Consider the following 23,425-nt stretch of genomic DNA (forward strand, 5'->3'; position numbering starts at 1 on the left):
AACCGTATTTAATCTATGAAAATAAAAGAAATATATGCACTGAATCCTTTACAGGAAGGAATTTTTTTTCGCTGGCAAATATCAGAAAATGAATATTTTGAACAATCCTGTTACCACATCTATGGGAAAGTTGAGGTGGAGTTGTTACAGAAAACATTTGATTTTTTGGTGTCAAGACACGATACCCTAAGAACCTGTTTTAACAACACTACCGTAAATGATATTTTGCAAGTGGTACTGGACAGTGTTCCTTCCGGTTTTTATTACCGGGACGAGAGCGCCAATGAAAATTTTTCTTTGGAGAATTTTAAAAAATCAGACAGAGACAAAGGATTTAATCTTTACAAAGGCTCACAAATAAGATTAACTGTTATTAAGCTACGGGAAAATGTATTTGAGTTTATCTGGAGTTACCATCACATTATTTTAGACGGTTGGAGTATTGAACTTTTAATAAAAGATTTTTTTTACGCCTATAAATGTTTATTGGCAGGTCAGGAGATTAAGCTACCTGCACCGCCAAGTTATTCAGCCTACAGCAAGTGGCTGATGGAACTTGATAAAAAAAGTATAGCGGCTTATTGGGAGGAATATCTTTCCGGATTTGAAACTAATACCGGAATACCATTTTTTAACCCGGAAAATCAAAATCGTCAGGATATGGAAGTTAAAGTACTTCATACGCTATCCGGAAAAAATAAAGGGACTGTTACAGCACTCTGTCGGGAATTAGGAATTACCGAAAATATCTTTTTTCAAACCATTTGGGGAATACTGCTTGCCAAATACAATGATACCGATGATGTCGTTTTTGGGAGTGTAGTGTCAGGCAGACCTTCAGAAGTAGATCGAATTGAGGAAATGTTGGGGCTCTTTATTAATACGATTCCCGTAAGGATAAAATTCAATGCAGAAGAAACGATAAAGAATATCCTGATCGATACCCAAAAAGAAGCCATAAGAAGTATCCCAAATCATTATATTCAACTGGCAGAAATACAATCCAATAGTAATCTGGGACAGCAGTTGTTTGATACTTTGGTGGTTTATGAAAATTATCCTTCACAGGAGTATGCAGAAGATGAGTTGATTAATTCGGCTCAGGACACTTTAGAAGTAGTAGCGGTAGAAGCATTTGAAAAAACAAATTATAATTTTTCACTGGCTATAGTTCCGGGGATTGATACCGTGTTAAGGTTTACCTATAATGCTCAAAAATACAGTTCGGAATTTATAGAAAACTTAAAAAAATCTTTTGAGTACCTCTACATTCAGGTTCTCAATAATCCCGACAGTTTATTTTCTGAAATTGATTTAGTTGCAGGAGAAGAAAGAAACAAATTATTTTTTGATTTCAACAGAGAGACTTTTGATATTACAGCAAACCATACGATCATCGGATATTTTTCTAAACAAGTCTTAAAAAATCCAAATAAAACGGCTGTAAAGTATAAGGAAGAATCTCTTAGCTATCAGGAATTAGATGAAAAAAGTAATAAACTGGCACATTATCTCATTCAGAATTATGATATAAAAGAGCACGATTTTGTTGCAGTCGCATTAGAAAGATCAGAAATGTTAATCGTAACTATTTTGGCCATTTTTAAATTGGGTGCCGTTTATGTTCCAATTGACATTCATTTTCCGGAAGAAAGAAAAAAAATCATAGTAGAAAGCAGTCAATGTGTAGTAGTAGTCAATGAAGATACGATCAAAGAATTTGAAAACTCTACTCAGAATGAGACTGCTATAAACAGAGAAATAGAACTTTCTCAGATTGCTTATGCGATCTATACCTCAGGGTCTACGGGAAAGCCCAAGGGAGTTATGGTGACACATCGCAATTTCAGTGTGCTTTTGGCCAATTGCAGAAAAAAATTCGGAACAGATGGTAAGACCCATTTCCCGGTTTTAGCGTCAAATTCTTTTGATATTTTTTTCTTCGAAGCTTTTTATCCTTTAACGATAGGGGGGACCATCACGATATTAAATTCTGAGACCATACAAGATCTTACGCTTTTGAGCAAAGAAATTGAAAAGATCAATGGCTTCCACGCTGTACCGGTTTTAATGAGACAGTTATTGGATTATAGTATTGATTTTGGTATTGCAGATCGTTTCTCGCAGGTTACAAACGTATTTATGGGGGGAGAAGTTTCTTCAAACGAAACTTTGGAAGATTTGTCAAAGACATTCCCTAATGCTTCTATTCATGTATTGTACGGACCTACTGAGGGAACCATTTTTATAACGGGACAAACTTATTTACAGAAACAGAAAAGTTACAATCCGCAACTCATAGGAATACCTAACAAAGGTTCAAAAATATACCTGCTGGATACCGCAAATAACCTGGTGCCCATAGGAGTTCCGGGAGAAATTTGTATTGCCGGCGAGCAAGTTGCAAACGGATATGTAAATGATGAAGGCCTTGAAAGAGACGTTTTTATGACTGATTTTTTTTCCAGGAAGAAACTCTATAAAACAGGCGATTTAGCCCGCTGGCATTTTAATGGAGTTATTGAATTCATTGGCCGAAAAGACAGTCAGATTAAATTAAACGGGTATCGTATCGAACTTGGTGAAATTGAAGCGGCACTTCGGGAACAGGAAACCATTAAAAAGGCCATAGTTTTAGTGGACAACCAAAAGGATGATCAGAAAAGAATCGTTGCTTTTTATACGGGAGCTGCAGAACTGGACGAGAAATCATTAAAAAAACAGCTGCAGCAAAAATTGCCGTCGTATATGATTCCTTCAAAGATAATTTGGGTGGAGACCTTTCCAGTGTTGATCAATGGAAAAACAAATGTGAAAGCCTTATTGACTTTAGGACAGCAAACCAGCAAAAGCGAACAATATATTTTGCCTAAAACCGAGTTGGAAGCAAAAATACTAAACATCTGGAAAGCGATCCTGTGTAATGAAAATATTGGCATACAGGATAATTTTTTTGAAATAGGAGGTAATTCCATTTCCCTTATGAAAATGGTACGGCTCATCAACAAAGAATTGGATATAAACTTAAAAGTACTCAATGCATTTAAGTGTGGCAATATCGAGGCACTTACCCATCATATTACACAAGATATAGAGCCTGGTCTTGAGAAAGTGAACGAAAAAAATTCTAAATCGGTTGACGTCGCCAATCAGACCCTGTCAATTTTAAAAAAGAAGCAGCAAATAAATTAAGAAGTATCTCAATAAAGTAAAATCAAATGGCAACAAACGATAATACAGGTTTAGAAATTGCGATTATAGGAATGTCCTGTCAGGTGCCGGGAGCAAATGACTGGAGAACGTTTTGGAACAACATTTCAAAAGGAGAAGAGTCTGTTTATACCTTATCAGAAGAAGAACTTCTTAAAAGAGGCTTTGTTACAAATGAGACCAACAAAAAGGTGCACATTCCGGTCATAGCAGAATTAGGGAATAAAGGAAGTTTTGATGCTGCCTTTTTTGGATTTACACCTTATGAGGCAGCACTAATGAGTCCGGTACACCGTATGTTTTTACAATCGGCCTGGCAAGCTCTGGAAGATGCCGGATGCCTGTCAGAATCAGCAATCAGTATTTATGCGGGCAGCGGAGGTGATTTGCCCTGGAAAGCACATGTTGCCCTAAATAGCGACGGCAGTACATTAGATCCTCTTACGCTTGATTTTATAACAAACAAAGATCATTTGCCCACTTTAACGTCGTATAAATTAAATCTGACAGGTCCTTCATTTTCAATCAATACGGCTTGTTCGACTTCACTTTCAGCCGTTCATCTGGCTTGCCGTGGACTCTTATTTGGAGAAGCGAAAGTAGCTTTAGCCGGAGGTATTTCTTTAATGTTGGAGCCCAGATTCGGTTACGAATACAAAGAAGGATCTATTTATTCCAAAGACGGACATTGCAGAGCATTTGATAAAAAAGCAACGGGAACCATCGGCAGTGAAGGCGTTGGAATTGTAATACTTAAACGACTGGAAGAAGCGCTGGAAGACAAAGATCATATTTATGCCGTAATTAAAGGAAGTGCCGCCAATAACGACGGGAACAGAAAAGTAGGTTATACAGCCCCAAGTATTGAAGGAGAAATGGAATGTATAAGATTAGCGCATAAAATGGCCGGAATAGCACCTGATAGTGTGAGTTATGTAGAAGCACACGGAACAGGTACAACCTTAGGAGACCCGATTGAAGTAGAAGCACTTAACATGGCTTTTGAAAATAATAGAGAACACAATTGTTTACTGGGTTCAGTGAAAAACAATATTGGTCATACCGATACGGCAGCAGGAGTTGTAGGCTTAATAAAAACAGCACTTAGTTTAAAATACCGTCAGATACCGGGAACGATAAATTACAGCGACCCAAACCCCAAAATCAATTTTAACGAAGGCCCTTTTTATGTCCAAAAAGAGCTTCAGAAATGGGAATCGGTCAATAATGAGCCTCGTAGAGCCGGAGTAAGTTCTTTTGGAATAGGAGGAACAAACGTGCATCTGGTTTTAGAAGAAGCGCCGGAAAAAGATAAAAATGAAACAAAAGAAACATCCAGTCTTTTCCTTTTTTCGGCCAAATCAAAGAGTTCACTTCAAAATTACCTTTTAAAATTTAAGGAGTTCCTAAAAAATGAAAGCGACATTGCTTTGGACGAAGTTGCTTATACCCTTCAAACCGGAAAAAGACATTTTGATTACAGAGCCGCAATAAGCTGTACGAACAAAGAAGAGTTATTCTTGTATGCCGATATTTTAAGCAATGAAGAAAATATAGGGAAGGTTGATGAAAAGAAAAAGACGATACTCTTATTTTTTCCTCATACAAACCATACGGATATCCAATTTTACAGTAATCTCTATAAAGAAAATGCAGGCTTTAGGAATAAAATAGACCAAAGTATTGCAACAGTGGAGCTGGGCAATTATGACCTGAAAAAATGGATGAATGAAACAGCGGTTAGTGGTAAATCAAGAGATAAATTACTCGCCAAAGTGTTTACGGTACTATCCGGTTATACTTTAGCCAATTTGCTGAAAGAATATGGAATACGGATCAATTTTACTTCAGGTGTTGGAATAGGAGAATATACCGCAGCCTGTGTTTCCGGAATATTACAGTTAAACGAAGTACTCGGGATGATGCTGTATGATGAAAAGGAAGTAAGCATACAACCCGCTAAGATTCCTTTTGTACAAACAGCCAAAGACATCACTATAAAAGAAGGAATTTTAACTCCTCAAAAATATTGGGTGAATGGCAGAAGTCTGAAAATTAACGCGTCGAAATCCTTCAGTGATATTGTGCAAAACAATTCAGCTGTTCTTTTGGAAATGGGTGACAGCACAGGTCTGACACAGTTTTTAAATACCACTTTAGCTGAAAATTTTGAGGAAAATAGCCATGTCACTATTTCCTTATCGCAAACGGATAAAGCCATTCATGCAGATGACATCCTAAAAAATACTTTAAGAAATTTATGGCTCGCAGGAGAAAATATCGATTGGAAAGAAACCTATGCTGACAATCACCCTGCAAAAATCACCCTGCCAGTTTATGAATTCGATAAAAACGAATATCCGCATGTGGTCCGTCTTAACCCCGAAAATTTTAATTTTTTGGCTAAAAAAGAGGAAAAAACCGAAGTTAGAGAGAAGGTGAATGTTTCGCAGAAAAAAAAGGAAACCACTTCAGAAACTATTCAGTCTGTGTTTGTTGAATTTCTTGGAGAGGAAAAATTTGATTTGGATAAAGACCTTTTCGAAATAGGCTGTGATTCCCTGAAAGGAATGTTAATCCTCAATAAAATTAAAAATGAATTGCAGGTCGAGTTGTCTCTGATGGATTTTATGGAGCATAGTTCCGTAAGAGAAGTAATCGAAACCGTTGAGACAATTACCAACAAACAGGACCAACAAGTAAAAACAATTACCATTTAGCCCCATTATTCTGAATCATAGAATCGTAAAATATTCTTAGGACAATTTACTCTACTTACTTAAATCGAATTGATTATGGATACACTACAGTTTTTGAATTATTTAACGGAAGAAAATATTACTATCCGGTTATCTGAAGATAATCTTCAAATTTCTTATACAAGTGAAGAGATTTCTGAGGCTGTGATGGAGGAAATAAAAGTACGAAAATCTGAAATCGTAGAATTTTTAAAACAGCAGCAGGAAACCAGAATGGAAGCAAGCATACCATTGGCACCCGCAGATCTGATGTATTATCCGCTCACACCTTCTCAGACAAGATCATGGATTGTGAGCCATAATTGGGGCGATAATTATGCTTACAACATGTCAAAAAGCTTTCAGTTTGAAGGAGAATTAGACATTGCAGCGCTTGAAAAAGCCAGTCAGGAATTGATTTCCAGACACGAGAGCCTTCGAACTGTTTTTGCTGAAAATGAAAGTGGTGAAATATGCCAGTGGATCAAAAGCCCTGAAACGTTAAATTTTAAGATCAGTCACATTGATTTTAGAGGAGAGGATACTTCAGAAGAAAGATTAAGCAAGTTCATTAAAGAGGAGAGGGGAATACCTTTTGACCTGCAGACCGGTCCTTTATTGAAATTTTACTTAATTCGTTTAGAGGCAGATAAATGGTTGTTTTATATTATCATTCATCATATCATTTGCGACAGCAGATCATTCAATATTCTGATACGCGATTTATTCTTTTTCTATAAAGCCGAAGTAATGCAAATGGATGCTTTATTACCGGAGCTCAGAATACAATATAAAGATGTGGCGGTATGGAAAAGCAAACGTTTTGAGGATATAAATTTAAGTAAAGAAAAAGAATATTGGATCAATCAGCTGGGAGGAGAACTGCCTTTGCTGCAATTACCTGAAGATTATACCAGACCGGTGATTAGAAATTCTGAAGTGGGGATGCTAAGACGTACCATTAAAGCCGAATCAGTAAAAGAGTTTAAGACGTATTGCAGAAACGAAGGCGGAACCTTGTTTACAGGATTGATGACTTTATTTAATTTAGTGTTCTATAAGTTTAGTGAGCAGAAAGATATTATTTTAGGATTTCCGGTGTATGGAAGAGATTTTTCTGAATTGGAAGATCAAATAGGTTTTTACGCGGATACAATTGCTTTGCGAACCCGTTTTGAAGCGCAGAATACCTTTAAGGAACTTTTTAATATTGTAAATACCAATGCTTTCAATGCCTATGAAAACAGAGAGTATCCATTTGAAGAAATCGTAAATCAGCTTCAGGTAGAAAGAAATCCGGGCAGAAATACCCTATTTGATGTATTTGTCGTATTGCAAAATTTTGACGCTGATTCTCTGGAAGACGATTTCCTTCCGGGAGGATTAAAAGTGGTTGAATTTGCAGAACTGAAAGAAGGGTATTCAGCTTATGATCTTACGTTTAATTTTGCGGAATCCAAAGAGGGAAGCCTTTTTTACGAAATCGAATACAACTCAGCAATCTATCAGGAGGAAACAATAAAACGTCTGACCGATCATTTAGAGTATTTAATGACGGAAACCATCGCAAACGATAAAATTGCTATAAGTGCTCTGGAGAGCATCGATTCTGGTGAACGTAAAAGAATTTCAGAATGGAGCCGAAATCAATCTAATGTTATTCTTTCTGATAAATTAACAGGAGATAGCCGTACAGCGTTGGATTTTGGTCTTTATTATTTCGGAAATACCGGAACAGAAGAAAATCAGTATGAAATACTAATGATTGGAGCAGCTTATGCAGATCTTAATGGTTATAGTGCAGTCTGGACACCGGAAAGACATTTTAATGAATTTGGCGGACCTTTTCCAAATCCAAGTGTCTTGGGAGCAGCCGTAGCAGCAAGAACCAAAAATATAGGCATAAGGTCAGGAAGCGTTGTTGCAGGACTTCATCATCCCATCAGAATAGCCGAAGAATGGTCGGTAGTTGATAATATTTCAGGAGGAAGAGCAGGCATCTGCTTTGCTTCGGGATGGAATGCTAATGATTTTGTTTTTTATCCTGAGAATTTTAAAGACCGAAAGGATATTTTAATTCAGACCATAGAAGATGTTCGCTCGCTTTGGATCGGAAATTCGGTAAATTTTAAAGGAATTGATTCGATAGAGAAACCTTTTAAAATATTACCAAAGCCAGTTCAGAAAGAAGTTTCTGTTTGGATTGCCTGTACCGGAAATATAGAAACCTATAAAAGAGCAGGAGAAATAGGAGCAGGAATTTTGACAGGATTGTTAAATCTTAGTTTTGATGAACTGGAAGAAAAAATTGCGGTATACAGAAAGGCTTACAAAGAAAATAATCATAAAGAAGGCGGCGACAGAGTGGTACTCATGTTGCACACTTATCTGGATGAAACGGTAGAAAAAGCACAGGAAAAAGCAAGACCATCAATGAAGAAATATTTGCTAAAGTCTCTTGAAATGAATGGGAAAGAAGCTTTGGAAAAGAGCAGTGATCCATCACTTCAAAAAATAACAGAAAAGTCAGTTGACGAAATGCTGGATTTTTCGGTGAGCAAATATTTTAAAGAAGGCAGCCTTATCGGAAATTTAGAAAGCAGTTTACCGATCTTAAATAAAGTGGTAAAAGCAGGAGTAAATGAAATTGCCTGTTTAATCGATTTTGGTATTGACAAAACAAGTGTGTTGGAAGGCTTACCTTATATCACAAAATTAAAAGATTCTTTTAACGCTGTACAAAAAGAGATTGGTGCAACTAAAAAGGAGGACAGCAGTAAGAGTATTGAAACTTCGGTACTAAAACTTTTTAAAGAACAATATCTTTTGCATCCCCATAAGATTGCAGTTTCGGACGGTACTGATTCCCTAACCTATGAAGCGCTTTACCAGAAATCAGAAAATCTGGCCCGATACTTACAATCAAAAGGAGCTAAAAAAGGAATGATCATCCCGTTGTGCATCAACCGTTCTGTTGATCAATTAGTGGGGATTTTGGGCATCCTGTTAACCGGAGCTGCTTTTTTACCCATTGATTCCGGTTTCCCAAACATAAGAATTACGCAGATCATAGACGAAGTAAATCCTGAATTACTGGTAGCTCAAAAAGAAAACACGAGTCTTTTTTCTTCCGAAATAGTAAAAGTAGACATCCATGAAGTTCCCAATGTTAGGGACAGTATTTTCGAAGCGGTAGCAATAGATTCAAGTGATCTAGCTTACGTTATTTTTACGTCAGGGTCAACAGGAAAACCAAAAGGAGTAATGATCAGTCATCATTCACTTGAGAATGTAATCGTTTCATTGTCTCAGCAATTAGAATTGGATCAAACCATAAAATTTGTAGCAGTAACTCCTCTGATATTTGATATTTCACTTTTAGAAATCTTCTTGCCTTTAATCACTGGAGGGCAGGTTGTAATGACAAATGAAAAGGAAGGAAAAGACATTTATCATCTGAATAATTTTCTAAAAGAGAATACAGTAACTCACATGCTTACGACGCCAACAAGATGGAAAATGCTTTTGGACACAGGCTGGAAAAATACAGAAAATCTGGTGGTTATGGCTGCCGGAGAAGATTTGGATCAACAACTGAAAAATAATTTGGTCGCACTTACCGGTACCGGTATCTGGAATCTTTATGGCCCAACTGAAACCGCCATCATCTCCAGTTTGCAATTTTTGGAACAAGACGATATCGTAAACATCGGAAAACCAATTGATAAAACAGGATTATATGTTTTGTCTGAAGAAAAAATGCTAATGCCTCAGGGCGCTGTCGGAGAGCTTTACATTGCAGGAAGCGGACTTGCTTTAGGCTATTTTAAGGATATAGCACTTTCAGACGAGGCGTTTGTTTCCAATACTGTTGATCCTGAGATGGGCGATTTGTTATACAAAACGGGTGATTTAGTCAAATGGCTGCCGGACGGGACTTTGAAATATATGGGACGAAAAAAGAATCAGATAAAAATCAGAGGTTATCGTATTGATTTAAAAGAAATCGAAAATGTCCTGGAACAATACCAATCCGTAAAAAAAGCAATATTGTCCCTGAATGAAGATGAAAATGGTGAAAAAGAATTGACAGCCTATCTGCATAGCAATGAAAAAATAGATTATGTGTCATTAAGAACATTTCTGAAAAGCTATTTACCGGATTATATGATTCCCGAAAAATTTAAGACCGTAAAGGAAATCCCGGTAACCGTAAACGGAAAAGCAGATCTCAAAAAATTACACCTTCTTAAAAATAATTATACCATAAGCAATCAAAACACTTTTGTATTGGCGAGAAATGAGACGGAAAAGCAGTTAGCGGAGATTTGGAAGGACTTATTAAAACTGGAAGAAATAAGCGTAAACGATAACTTCTTTTTTCTGGGAGGAAGCAGTTTGAAACTTGCAAAAATGAAAAATGAAATCTATAAACGATTCGGTATACCGCCCGTTTCTTTAACCTTATTGCATCAGCTTACTATAGCCTCTTTCTCGGTTGAGGTAGAAAAATTAGTCAAACAGACGGAGGAAGTTGACGAAGAGGAATACGAGAAATTCAATATTTAAGATACTCTTTTACTTTTCTAAAATTAAAACCAAATAACCTTTTAAAAATTCAGAAATGATGGAAAAAATAATTTCGCAACCGTCAATCGATGTTGTAAACCCATTATTATTTTCTATGGGCGAAGATGTGATGGGATTTCTAAACGAAGTTCAGTTGCAATATCCTGAGGCAATTTCATTTGCATCAGGCAGACCAGACGCTAAATATTTCAATATCGGGCAATTTTCTGAATGTCTGGACTATTTTGTACAGCATAATGTTTGTGAAAAAGGGATTGAAGAAAATATAGTTTTGGAAAATCTGGGACAGTACAACAGAACCAAAGGAATCATAAATACAGAAGTTGCAAAATATCTGTTTATTGATGAGTTTATAAAAGTAAATCCAGAAGATATCCTTATCACAGTAGGAGCACAAGAAGCCATCGCCATTGGAATAACAACGCTTTGCGATCGGGAAAATGATGTTATTCTGGTAGAAGATCCCGCTTACATTGGGATAACACATTTTGCAAAAATCAATGACTACAAAATTGAAAGTATTCCGGTTATTGTAAATGAATCTTCCATAAAAGCAATTGAAGATAAAATTTTGGAGCATCAGGAAAAGGGTAAAAAAGTAAAAGTGGTTTACGTAATTCCCGATTTTCAAAACCCTACCGGAAACAGCATGTCTTTGTCCAACCGCCATAAACTTCTGGCATTGGCACGTTTGTATGATTTTGTGATATTTGAAGACAATGCCTACGGTGATTTTTATTATGAAAACGAAAAATTGCCTACTCTAAAATCGTTGGATGAAAATGATACTGTAATCTACTTGAGATCCCTTTCAAAAACGATATACCCTTCTTTACGTCTTTGTTTAATGGTCGTTACACAAAAAGTAAAAGTACAGGGTAAAATTTTTGCCCTAAGCGATTTAATGGCGAAAACGAAAGGATACGTCACTGTAAATACCCCATCAATAATGCAGGCCATGTTTGGCGGTTTATTACTAAAGAACAAATTTTCGCTCGAATCCTTAAATGCTGAGAAACGGACAGGTATGAAAGAAAAGAGAGATCAGCTTTTAGAAAGTCTGAATCATTTCTTTAATAAGGAAACACAGTACTGGGCAGAAAATATCAGTTGGAATTTACCTGCAGGAGGTTTTTTCTTAATTCTTAAAGTGCCATTTAAAGTGACTAAAGAAGATGTTATAAGATGCGCAGAAGTCAATAAAGTAATTTTTACCCCTATGTCTTTTTTTTACATGAACGAAGGAGGCGAAAAGGAGTTGAGGCTGGCCTTTAGTAATGTCACCAAAGAAGAAATCATAAACGGAGTGCAAAGATTGTCTGAGTTTATAAAATCGAAAGTAAAAAACCAATAAAAACTATAAAAATGGAAAACAACAATGAAATAATCGTATCTGATTTTTTTAATATGGAGTACGATTTTGTCGAGTATTATGTGGGTATGGCTAAAATGGTAGTATTCTGGCACGTTAAAGCATTAGGTTTTGAAGTGATAGCTTACGCCGGACCGGAAACAGGTGTTTTAGATCGTTGTTCTTATTATATCGTAAAAAATGATATAAAACTGGTGATCACCTCAGCATCACAGCCTAGTTCGTACAAAATAGTTTCTTTCGTAGATCTTCACGGGAACGGTATCAAGAGACTGGCCATAAACGTTGATAATGTTAAGGACTTCTTCGAAAGAGCTATGAAAAATGGGGCAATACCAGTAGAACATCCGCATTTAACCTCAGATGAAAATGGTTTTGTAGAACAGGCATCTTTAAAAATGTTTGATGATAATGAAATTGTACTCATCAATTATGATAATTATAATGGAGACTTTCTTCCGGGATATAAAAATGTACAGAGCGAATGGAACTTTGAAGGAGAAGATACCGGTCTGCAAAAAATTGACCACGTAGCTTGTGCCTTAAGACTCAACGAAATCAATTTATGGGAAAAGTATTTTAACAACATCTTCCTTTCTAAAACCGTGGTCGAATTTGACGAGAGAAAAGTAAAAGGCGAAAAGAAAATAGGGATGTTATTGAAAGTGCTTCAATCCGGTAATAAAAGCATTAATAACGTTTTGGTTGAACCGGAACATGGCGTAAAAAATCAGGTACAATTGTTTATCGATCAAAACTACGGAACCGGAATACAGCATATCGCTTTTGAATCAAACAACATTATTAAATCTGTAAAAGCATTGAGAGAGTCCGGTGTGAAATTTACCAGATATCCGGATTCTTACTATGAAAAATTAGCTTCGAAATATCCTGAATTGGACGTAGAACCTTTAAAAAAGCACGGGATCTTGTGCGATGTTTTAGAGGGAGCCCTGCTCTTTCAAATCTTTACCACACCTATAGGAGACAGAGCTACATTTTTCTATGAAATAGTACAAAGAGTAAATGATTATCAGGGCTTTGGTTTAGATAATATCTACGCTCTGTTTGAAGCAATGGAAGAAGAACTGACACTTTCGAATAAAATTTAACAAGGATGACAGGCTGCAAGACCGATATTATAAATGCTATAATTGAAATAGTGGGGCATGACTATGTATTAATGAATGCTGAGTTATTGTACAATTATTCCAGAGACTGCACCTCTGATGAAGAGAGTATACCCTCGGCAGTAATCTTACCTAAAGATGAAAAAGAGATATCAAAAATTCTTAAAATCTGTAATGAAACCAAGACCAGTATCACCGTGAGAGGCGGTGGTACCGGAGTCAGCAGAGGAGCATTATCTCATACAAACGGCCTGATACTTTCGCTGGAACGGTTGAATAAAATCATCGAGATTAATAAAATCGACAGGATTGTTACAGCAGAGTCAGGAGTGATCACTCAGGATTTGCGTAATGCGGTTTTAAAAGAAGGTCTAAATTTTCCGCAAAACATCAGCAGTGCCAACGCTTGTTTCATAGGTGGAAATATAGCAGTATCGAGTGGCAGTCCAAAATCATTGAAATATGGTACGACTAAAGATTATGTCATCAATTTAGAGATTGTTTTACCTGATGGAAGTATTATATGGACAGGAAAAAATGTAACTAAAAATGCAACCGGTTATAATCTTACCCAATTGTTTACCGGAAGCGAAGGAACACTGGGCATCATCACTAAAGTAGTATTAAAACTAGTTCCTCCCGTGAAAGAACTGCTTCTCATGATTCCCTTTACTAAAATTGAGAAGCTGTTTGAAGGCGTACAGCAGTTTTTTGTAAAAGGATACGACGCTTCAAGTATTGAATTTATTGATCAGAAAGGAGTAGAGCTGGCCTCAAAATTTCTGGATAAAAAACAATGGAATTCTAAACGTATTGAAGGGATTTTATGGATCGAACTTGAAGGCACAGATTCAGAAAAACTAATGCAGCAGGCTATTGAAATCAGTGAATTTATCAGCACTTACACACCAGAAGAAATTAGCATAGCAGATACCCAAAACGAAGTGAAAGCACTATGGGAAATGCGTTCTAAAATTGGAGAAGCGGTTATTCATCATGTGTTTTTCAGAGACATCGACATTGTAGTACCCCGTTCTAAAATTGATGAAATGTACAAATCAATTGCAGGGATAGCCCAAAAATATGATTTTGAATACACGGTTTTCGGACATGTTGGGAATGGAAATTTTCATGTCAATATTTTTCAGGACAAACAAAGCAGTAAAAAGCAGTGGGAAGACCATCTGGCAATTTGGGTGAAAGCCATTTTCCTCAGAGCACTAGAACTGGGCGGAACCATTTCGGGAGAACACGGAGTTGGTAAAATTAATCTTCCCTATTTAGAAGATGCCATGACCAACCATCAGATCCATATAATAAACGGCATCAGGGAGCTATTCGATAAAAACAGAATCATAAATTAAAATTTTTACACAGGACCATTTAACTAACATACACTATAGAATTTAGTGTACACGAAAAAATATTATTATGGGTTACGATTTATTTACAAAGCTGAAAAAACTTAAAGTTACTGTCAAAGTAATAAACAATAATCTGGATGTTAAAGCTCCCAAAGGTGTTTTAAATGAAGAACTATTAAAGGAAATCAAATCAAAAAAGGAAGAATTAATTGATCTGGTGAATAAATATGCCAAAGATCAGGTTAATGAAAGCCATGCTATTCCTGTCGCACCAAAAAGCGAACATTACCCGTTATCTTCTTCCCAGCTTCGATTATGGGTTCTAAGTCAGATTGATAAAGCAAACTTCTCCTATAATATTCCCGGAATTCAGGTTATTGATGAAGCATTGGATACTACTGCTTTTATGCTGGCCATTCGTGATTTGATTCATCGTCATGAAGTTTTAAGAACTGTTTTTAAAACCGTAGAAGAGGAAGAAGTAAGACAGTTTATTATAGCTCCGGAAGATTTTGAATTTCCTTTTCAGCAAATCGAAGTAAACGGTGATGAAGAAAAATTAAACGAAATCCTGACCGGTATAAGTAATACTTTTTTCGATCTTGAAAAAGGTCCTTTATTCAAGGGAGCTCTGGTAAAAGTTAACAATGACAGATTCGTTTTTGGGTATAATATGCATCATATTATCAGTGATGGCTGGTCTATTGGTATCATGATTAATGAATTGCTTAAAAACTATGATGCCCGACGAAAAGGAGAAACCGTACAGAGTCATCCTTTGCAGATACATTATAAAGATTATGCTGTATGGCAGCAAAAGCAATTAGCAGACGAAGTGTTCAATAAAGAGAGAAAGTATTGGCTCACTCATCTGGAAGGTGATTTACCGATACTATCACATTTTGGAGATTTCCCCCGTCCGGCTATCATGAGTTACAATGGAAATGTGACAAGAAAGGATATACCCACAGCTTTGTATCAAAAGTTTAAATCCTTTTGCAGAGAAAATTCAGGTACTTTGTTTACAGGCTGTCTCAGTCTTATCAATATACTATTGCACAAATACACCGAACAGGAAGATTTTATTGTTGGGAGTCCGGTTTCAGGCAGAACACATAAGGACATGGCCGACCAGATTGGATTTTATGTAAACACCCTGGCACTTCGAACACAATTCGGAGCCGCTCATTCTTTTGAAGAGGTTTTTCAGAAAAATAAAATGGTAACCTTAAATGCAATTGAAAATCAGAATTACCCTTTTGATGAATTAGTGAATCATCTCAACCTAAAAAGAGACCTCAGCCGTAGTGCTTTATTTGATGTTATGATTGATATTCAGAACGAAAATCAGAGCGACGATCAAAAAGCAGGTACATCCTATAACGAATTATTAAACGGAGGGGTTAGTAAATATGATTTAACCTTTACGTTCATAGAAAAGTCTGATTCCCTGACGGTTGAATTGGAATATAATACCGATATTTTTACCGGAGAAACAGCAGTCGGATTCCTAAAAGATTTAGAAAATATAGTAGAAGCAGTAGCTCAAAATCCGGTGGAGAAAATTGGCTCTCTTCCTCTGAATATAAATAGGAGAACAGCTCATTCTAAATTAGAATCCCCTGAAGAAATTGTGACAAATGAAGAGATAACCCATACGCTGCCGTCAACTCCGCTTGAAAAAGCATTGGCGGGGTTATGGGAAGAAGTTTTAGGAATTTCGCACATCAGTATGGAAGATAACTTTTTTGATTTGGGAGGGCATAGTTTAAAAGCTTCCAGGTTAATTAGTAAAATTCATAAAGAGTTTCGTGTAAAACTACAGCTAAAAGATTTGTTCATTCATACAAGTTTAGCTTCTCAATACGACCTAATAACCAAAGAACAAGAGGTTGATTATAGTGAAATTCCTGTATTGGAGAAACAAAATGGTTACCCGCTTTCCATAATGCAGCGTCGTTTGTGGATCCTGAGCCAGCATGAAGCAGCCAATATCGCCTACAACATGTCCGGGGCTTATGTATTTGAAGGGGAACTGGATTTCGATGCGTTAGAGAATGCATTTGTACAACTGATAGAACGTCATGAAATTTTAAGAACCAGCTTTAAAGAAAATGATCAAAATGAAGTGTTGCAATACGTTACACCACTTGAAGACATTCTTTTTACCATAAAAAATACTGACCTGAGCCATACAAACGAAACAGTTCTCGAAAAACATTTGTTTGAAGATTTGTCAGCTCCTTTTGATTTGTCTTCAGGAACTTTGTTAAAAGCCAGTATCTATAAACAATCTCAAAACCGTTGGGTATTCAGTACCGTAATTCACCATATTATTAGTGATGCCTGGTCTATAGAAATCATTGTAAAGGAGTTGTTGCAGCTCTACAACAGTCTGGTAACCGGCGTTCCGTCAGCATTAACTCAGCTGCCTATTCAATACAAAGACTATTCGTCATGGCAGCTTACAGAGCTAAGCGGTTTCAGATTGGAGTTGCATAAAAACTATTGGCTGAATCAGTTTAAAGGCGATTTACCTACTTTAGATTTAGCAGCAGGAAAGCAGCGTCCACTTATAAAAACATACAATGGAGGGCTGTATACTAAGATGATTCCCCGTTCTTTAAGTGACAGATTTGATCAGCTTCTTAAAAGCCAGGAAACTACTTTGTTCATGGGATTACTTAGTGTAGTCAATGTTTTGTTTTACCACTATACCCAACAGGAAGACATTGTGATCGGAAGCCCTGTTGCAGGAAGAGATCACGCTGATTTAGAAAATCAGATTGGTTTTTATGTAAATACTTTGGCACTTAGGACTCAATTTTCGAAAAAAGACAGTTTCAATACAATCTTGTCTAAGGTAAAAAAAGTGGTTCTGGGAGCACATGAACATCAGTTATATCCATTTGATGATCTGGTTTCTTCCTTGGATATTCCAAGAGATATGAGTCGTAATCCTTTGTTTGATGTACAGGTTATTGTTCAAAACCAACAAGTATCAAACTCCAAAGGAATGGAGAATTTATCGGTTAACGAATATCAGGGAAAATTACCGGATTCCAGTGTGTTTGATTTGGTTTTTAATTTTGCTGATTCTGAAAATGGTTTAGCTACCAGTATCATTTACAATAGCGATGTTTTCGATTCAGAAAGAATAGAACAATTTGGAAATCATCTGGAGCAGCTATTAGCAGCTTTATTGCAAAATGCAGAACTGCCGGTACAGGAATTGAAATGGTTACTAAAAGAAGAAGAACAATATTTACTTGATTTCAATTCAGAAACATTGGACTATGATACAGCTAAGAACGTCTTAGATAGGATCAGAGAGCAGGTCGAAAAAAATCCCGAAGCCATAGCGGTATCTTTTGAAGGAAATCAATTGAGTTATTCCGAATTGGATAAACGTTCCAATCAACTGGCTCATTATTTATTGGAAGTGTACCAGATACAACCTAATGATTTTGTTGGAATGATGCTCGATCGTTCCGAATCGATCTTCATTGGTCTTTTAGGAATATTAAAGACAGGAGCTGCTTATGTTCCTATAGATCCCGATTACCCGGTTTCCCGAAAAGAATATATCCTGAAAGATACCAACGTAAAGGCCCTGCTCACACAATCCGATTATATGTTTGATCTATCGTATTATGAGGGCGGAATATTCGCCATGGATGTACAGATGTACAGTCTGACAAATTCAACAACCGCTCCTCAAATAACAGTTTTACCGGATCATTTGGTTTATATCATTTATACTTCGGGATCTACAGGAAATCCAAAAGGAGTTATGGTAACCCATGGCAACCTACAGCATTCTTTAGCACCACGAGGCAATACCTATTCGCCAATAAAATGCTTTTTGTTATTGTCTTCAGTTGCTTTTGATAGTTCAGTCGCGGGGATATTCAGTACATTAACTACGGGAGGAACATTGTGTATCACCAGCAGCTCGGATATTGCTAATGTTAATTTTATCGCAGCTCTTATTGTTTCTCAAAAAGTAAGTCATTTATTAACAGTGCCTTCCTACTATAAACTGCTTTTGAATGCCTTATCAGATAAAGAATCTTCTATTGAACAAGTTACGGTAGCCGGGGAAACTTGTCCGATAAGTTTAATCGAAGACCATTTTAAAAGCAAAATAGGTCAATCAGGCTGTGATTTGTTTAATGAGTATGGTCCGACAGAATGTTCTGTTTGGAGCAGCGTTCATCAATATGAAGAAGGAAAACCGGTGACAGCAACTATCGGGAAACCTATTGCCAACACCCGTATTTACATCTTAAACGAAAAAGAAGATTTAGTTCCGCTAGGTGTGATTGGGGAATTGCATATTGGAGGTAGCGGCGTAACCAAAGGATATTTAAACAATTCGGAATTAACGGCCCAAAAGTTTGTAAAAGATCCTTTTAGTGAAGCAGGTTTAATGTATAAAACAGGTGATTTAGGCAGGTGGAATTCAGCCGGGGAAATCGAATTTTTAGGCAGAAAAGACAATCAGGTAAAAGTGAGAGGATATCGTATTGAACTGGGCGAAATACAGTATGCTGTTGAACAGTACAGCCATATAGAAGCAGCGGTTGTTTTAGTAAAAGAAAACAAAACGGGTGATAACGAACTGTATGCTTATTTGTTAGAAAAGGAAGCAATAAACATCTCAGAGTTAAAACACCATTTAAAAGACTTGCTGCCTTCTTATGCCGTACCCGCTCACTTTATTACTTTGGAAGCATTTCCGTTAACACCAAACGGAAAAATAGATACCAAGGCACTATTAGAAATAGGAGGCTCAGAAACAGAAAGAGGAGCAGCATATGCAGCTCCGCAAACAGCAGAAGAAACAGCCCTAGTAAACATATGGGAAACCGTTCTGGACAAGAAAAAAATTGGTATAAATGATCGGTTTTTTGATTTGGGAGGAGACTCTATTAAAGTGTTGAAAATTGTGAATGGTATTTATAACGAAATGCAGTTGGAAATTACAATTTCAGATGTCTATAGCAATGATTGTATCTCGCAATTATCAGATTTTATAAAAAACAACAGAGCGTCACTGGACGTTAAAAAAACGGCTGTTACTGGAACCGGGAACCAGGGATTAGAAGCTATTGATTTCATAAAGAACCGTGTTTTAGGATCTTTAAATGAAAACGACGCTGATGCCATTGAAGACGTTTACCCAATGAGCGACATTCAAAAAGGAATGATCTATGAGTCATTGAAATATGAAGGAGCGAGTATATATCACGATCAGATGATCAATCACCGCGAATTTAAAGATTTTGATGTTTCGGTTTTCAGAAAAGCCATGCAACTAGTGACTGAAAAGCATGAGATTCTGAGAACAGGATTTAATTTACAGGATCACGATCAGGAAGTTCAAATTCTATACAAACAAGCAGAAATACCGGTTGTGTATGAAGATTTATCTCAGTTGCAGTCCTTAAAAGAACAGGAAAAAGTTATTACAGCCTTTCTTCAGTCAGAATTGCTCCATCCGTTTGATGTGACTCAGGCGCCATTATTTCGTATGGCTGCTTTTAATCTGGGCAATGATACAATTGTTTTTGTTTCGCAATGTCACCATGCCATTATTGACGGCTGGAGTGATTCATTATTACTCACGGAAATCAATAATGTATACCTTAAATTACTTGAAAATCCTTCGTTTAAACCTGCTAAATTACAATCGAGTCATAAGGATTATATGCTGCACCAATTGCAGGACAAGCGAAAGGAAGAGACTGCAGCATTTTGGACTAATGAATTAAACGATTACAACAGACTTGATCTGTTTACTGAAAAAGAAACAGACGATTTTAAATTGTTCAGCTTTGAGAAAAAAGAGTTAGCAAAAATTGAAAGTCTAAAAAAGGCTTACGGTATCAGATTAAAAGAACTGGCTTTGAGTGCCTTTGTGTATACTTTAAAATTATACTCGTACAGCAATGACATTACAATTGGTCTGGTTGTAAATACAAGACCTGCCTTACCGGATGCTGACGAAATGTTAGGCTGTTTTCTAAATACAATACCTTTCAGAGTTGAAGTGAGTAGGGATTTAAGTGGTGAAGATTTACTGTTGTTAGTAAAGCAAAAACTGATCGAAGTAAGTAATTTTTCGGATATGAGTTTGGCCAGTATCGCTTCTGTTACTAATGAGATTAAAGGATTAAACAATCCTTTCTTTGATATCATTTTCAATTATGTTGATTTTTATTCTTACGATGCATTAGAAGAACAATCTAACGAAAAAGAAGAATCATATCTCGAGAATCAGGAATTAACCTTAAACGGAAAAGGAGTTACCAATACGTATTTCGATTTTACTGTTAACAATACCAATAATGCAGCATTGTTTGACTTTGCACAAACCAGAGCGCTCGTTAACAAAATTGAATTGTCTGAAATAGAGTCCGTGTACAAAAAAGTGTTTAGGCACATTGTAGAGCATCCGGAATCTTCATTAAAAGAACTGGATCATTTATCCGATGAGGAAAAGGAAATTTATGAGAATAAAAAGCAGAATGACTCTGTAACCGTAAACGAAGATCAGACCGTATTGGATTTATTTAACAGACAGGTCCTTCTAAACCCTGACTATCCGGCGCTGCATCACAATGGTGTAAATATGAGTTATGCCGAATTAGATCAGAAATCGAATCAATTAGGAAACTATCTTAAAAAACAAGGTATAGGGAAGGAAGATTTTGTGGCAATACTACTGGATCGCTCTATAGAAATGCTGGTTTCAATTTTTGGAATCATAAAAGCAGGAGCAGCCTATGTTCCTTTAGACGAGGGTTATCCGCAGCAAAGAATCGATTTTATTTTAAAGGATACAGCCGCAAAAGCCATAATTTCTAAGCCGTCTCTTTTAGAAAACTTTTCAGAAGAATCCTTTCCAAAAACGATATTAATTGACACAGACTGGGATGCCATCTCGCAGGAAAGTGTAGCAGAAACCGATCATAATCTTACTTCAAACGCTTTAATATACAGTATATACACCTCTGGAACAACCGGAAACCCAAAAGGGGTTTATATTGAACACAAAGGAGTAGTAAATCTGGCAAACTCGTTAATAAAAAGATATAAAATACAGAAAGAAGAGAAAATTTTAGCTTTTTCTAATTATGTATTTGATGCTTCAGTGGAACAAATTTTTATTGCACTAAGCAGTGGAGCGACTCTAGTGTTATGTGATAAAGAGGATTTACTGGATAATGAAAAATTTGCGGACCTTTTGATGGAAAAAGAGATCACCCATATAGATGTAACACCAACTTACCTCGAAAATGTGATCCCAAATAAATACCATCTGAACAGAGTTGTGGTCGGAGGTGAAGAGTGCTCAATAGATCTAGCCAGAAAATGGGCGGCTCACACGGACTTCTACAACTCTTATGGTCCTACCGAAACCACTGTATCTTCGACGATATATGCCTACGACAAAGAGAATGATAAAGATCTAAATCGCCTGCCAATTGGAAAACCAATTGAAAATACGACTATTTATATTTTAGACCATGCTTTGCAAATTGCGAAAACCGGAGTCGTTGGCGAAATGTATATTGGAGGTATCGGAGTTTCCAGGGGGTACATCAATCAGGAAGCACTTACCAAAGAGCGTTTTGTGACCAATCCTTTTGCCAAAGAAGAAACCTTATACCGAACAGGCGATTTGTGCTGTAGGTTATCGGACGGGAATATTCAGTTTTTTGGCAGGGCCGATGATCAGGTAAAAATCAGAGGTTACAGAATTGAATTGGGCGAAATCGAAAATGCATTTCTTCAACAAGAAATAACAACTTCTGTTGCGGTACTGGCCAAAGCAAACAAATTAGGAGAAAAAGAAATTGTAGCTTATCTGGTGCCTGATGAACATTATGATGTGAAAGATATCCGAACCAGGTTAAAAAGCATTTTACCTTATTTCATGATTCCTTCTTATTTTGTTCCGATAGAAGAAATTCCATTAACAAAAAGTAGAAAAGTAGACCGAAATAAATTATTAGCCATCGAAATACACAAAACGGATAGCCTCAGATCGCTTGTTCCGCCGGAAAATGAAACCGAAAATACGATCCTTCAGATATGGCAGGACATTTTAGAAAAAAGAGACATCAGTGTTATGGACAATTTTTTTGAAATTGGCGGATATAGTCTGAAGGCGATCAAGCTAAAGGCAATGCTAAGAAGAAAAGTAGGCTTAGACATTTCGATAAAAGATCTTTATAACGCGCCAACGATCAGAGAATTGGCTCAGGGTAAAAAAACATCCGATGCTGCAGTGATCCATTTACATGCCGGAGATCCTCAAAATACAATTTACTTCATACCGCCAATTCTGGGTAATTCTATAATGTATCATCCTTTGGCAAAAGTATTAGGGAATGAGTTTAATTCGATTGGTTTGCAATACAAAGGATTAGAGCCTGAGGAAGAGCTTTCTCAGTCTATTGAACAAATGGCCGCTTATTTCAGCGCAGAAATTAAAAAACGTCAGAGCAATCAGCCGTTTGTGGTTTTGGGATATTCAATGGGGGCTTCAATTGCCTTTGAAGTAGTTAAAGAACTGGAAAAACAATACGATGCCATTGAATTGGTTTTGGTGGACAGACCAACGTCTCTAAATGAAAGCAACGATACGGAGCATATTGACGAACAGGCCAATTGGCTGCTTGATGAATATCAGAAGGTGATTGATTTAAGTAAAGACCAAAAAGCAAGTGTTTTGTCTTTTATGAAAAACAACCTACTGCTGGACAATCAATATACACTTCAGGGTAAAATTTCCAGTACGATATATGTTCTTGAATCCTCGGAGAATGAATTAAAAAGTAATATGAAGGACTGGCAGGATTATACCAATGGAGCGTTAGTACACGATTACCTGCCAGGGACACACTGGGAAGCTTTCAACGGGAACAATTTTGACAAGTACGTTGAAATTTTTAAAAGTAGCATTCAAAAAACAAGTATAGAAACCAACTAAAACTGTAAAACTAAATA

At 36.6% G+C, this 23,425-nt stretch carries 7 protein-coding genes; all 7 read left to right on the forward strand.

What is annotated here, in order from left to right:
• Nucleotides 1-15: 15 nt before the first annotated feature.
• Nucleotides 16-3,192 (forward strand): non-ribosomal peptide synthetase, encoded by a 3,177-nt coding sequence (locus tag LNQ34_RS22640; protein ID WP_230001385.1) that lies wholly within the window; start codon nucleotides 16-18, stop codon nucleotides 3,190-3,192.
• 26 nt (nucleotides 3,193-3,218) lie between these two features.
• Nucleotides 3,219-5,930 (forward strand): beta-ketoacyl synthase N-terminal-like domain-containing protein, encoded by a 2,712-nt coding sequence (locus LNQ34_RS22645; RefSeq protein ID WP_230001388.1) that lies wholly within the window; start codon nucleotides 3,219-3,221, stop codon nucleotides 5,928-5,930.
• Nucleotides 5,931-6,005: 75 nt separating this feature from the next.
• A complete protein-coding gene (locus LNQ34_RS22650) occupies nucleotides 6,006-10,517 on the forward strand; it encodes a non-ribosomal peptide synthetase (protein WP_230001390.1) in 4,512 nt (1,503 codons plus the stop codon).
• Nucleotides 10,518-10,572: 55 nt separating this feature from the next.
• Nucleotides 10,573-11,892, forward strand: coding sequence for an aminotransferase-like domain-containing protein (locus tag LNQ34_RS22655; protein WP_230001392.1), 1,320 nt, complete (start codon nucleotides 10,573-10,575; stop codon nucleotides 11,890-11,892).
• 11 nt (nucleotides 11,893-11,903) lie between these two features.
• Nucleotides 11,904-13,022, forward strand: coding sequence for a VOC family protein (locus LNQ34_RS22660; RefSeq protein WP_017496625.1), 1,119 nt, complete (start codon nucleotides 11,904-11,906; stop codon nucleotides 13,020-13,022).
• A gap of 5 nt (nucleotides 13,023-13,027) precedes the next feature.
• Nucleotides 13,028-14,404, forward strand: coding sequence for an FAD-binding oxidoreductase (locus LNQ34_RS22665; protein WP_230001394.1), 1,377 nt, complete (start codon nucleotides 13,028-13,030; stop codon nucleotides 14,402-14,404).
• Between the two features lie 67 nt (nucleotides 14,405-14,471).
• Nucleotides 14,472-23,408, forward strand: coding sequence for a non-ribosomal peptide synthetase (locus LNQ34_RS22670; RefSeq protein ID WP_230001396.1), 8,937 nt, complete (start codon nucleotides 14,472-14,474; stop codon nucleotides 23,406-23,408).
• The last annotated feature ends 17 nt before the right edge of the window (nucleotides 23,409-23,425 follow it).

Origin of the sequence: Flavobacterium lipolyticum (assembly GCF_020905335.1) — a bacterium.
GTDB classification, from domain to species: Bacteria; Bacteroidota; Bacteroidia; order Flavobacteriales; family Flavobacteriaceae; genus Flavobacterium; species Flavobacterium lipolyticum.

Bases quoted from the DNA above. Each gene is read 5' to 3' on its own strand.
- LNQ34_RS22665 (WP_230001394.1), top strand. From the start codon at position 13,028: ATGACAGGCTGCAAGACCGATATTATAAATGCTATAATTGAAATAGTG.
- LNQ34_RS22670 (WP_230001396.1), top strand. From the start codon at position 14,472: ATGGGTTACGATTTATTTACAAAGCTGAAAAAACTTAAAGTTACTGTC.
- LNQ34_RS22650 (WP_230001390.1), top strand. From the start codon at position 6,006: ATGGATACACTACAGTTTTTGAATTATTTAACGGAAGAAAATATTACT.
- LNQ34_RS22660 (WP_017496625.1), top strand. From the start codon at position 11,904: ATGGAAAACAACAATGAAATAATCGTATCTGATTTTTTTAATATGGAG.
- LNQ34_RS22645 (WP_230001388.1), top strand. From the start codon at position 3,219: ATGGCAACAAACGATAATACAGGTTTAGAAATTGCGATTATAGGAATG.
- LNQ34_RS22640 (WP_230001385.1), top strand. From the start codon at position 16: ATGAAAATAAAAGAAATATATGCACTGAATCCTTTACAGGAAGGAATT.
- LNQ34_RS22655 (WP_230001392.1), top strand. From the start codon at position 10,573: ATGATGGAAAAAATAATTTCGCAACCGTCAATCGATGTTGTAAACCCA.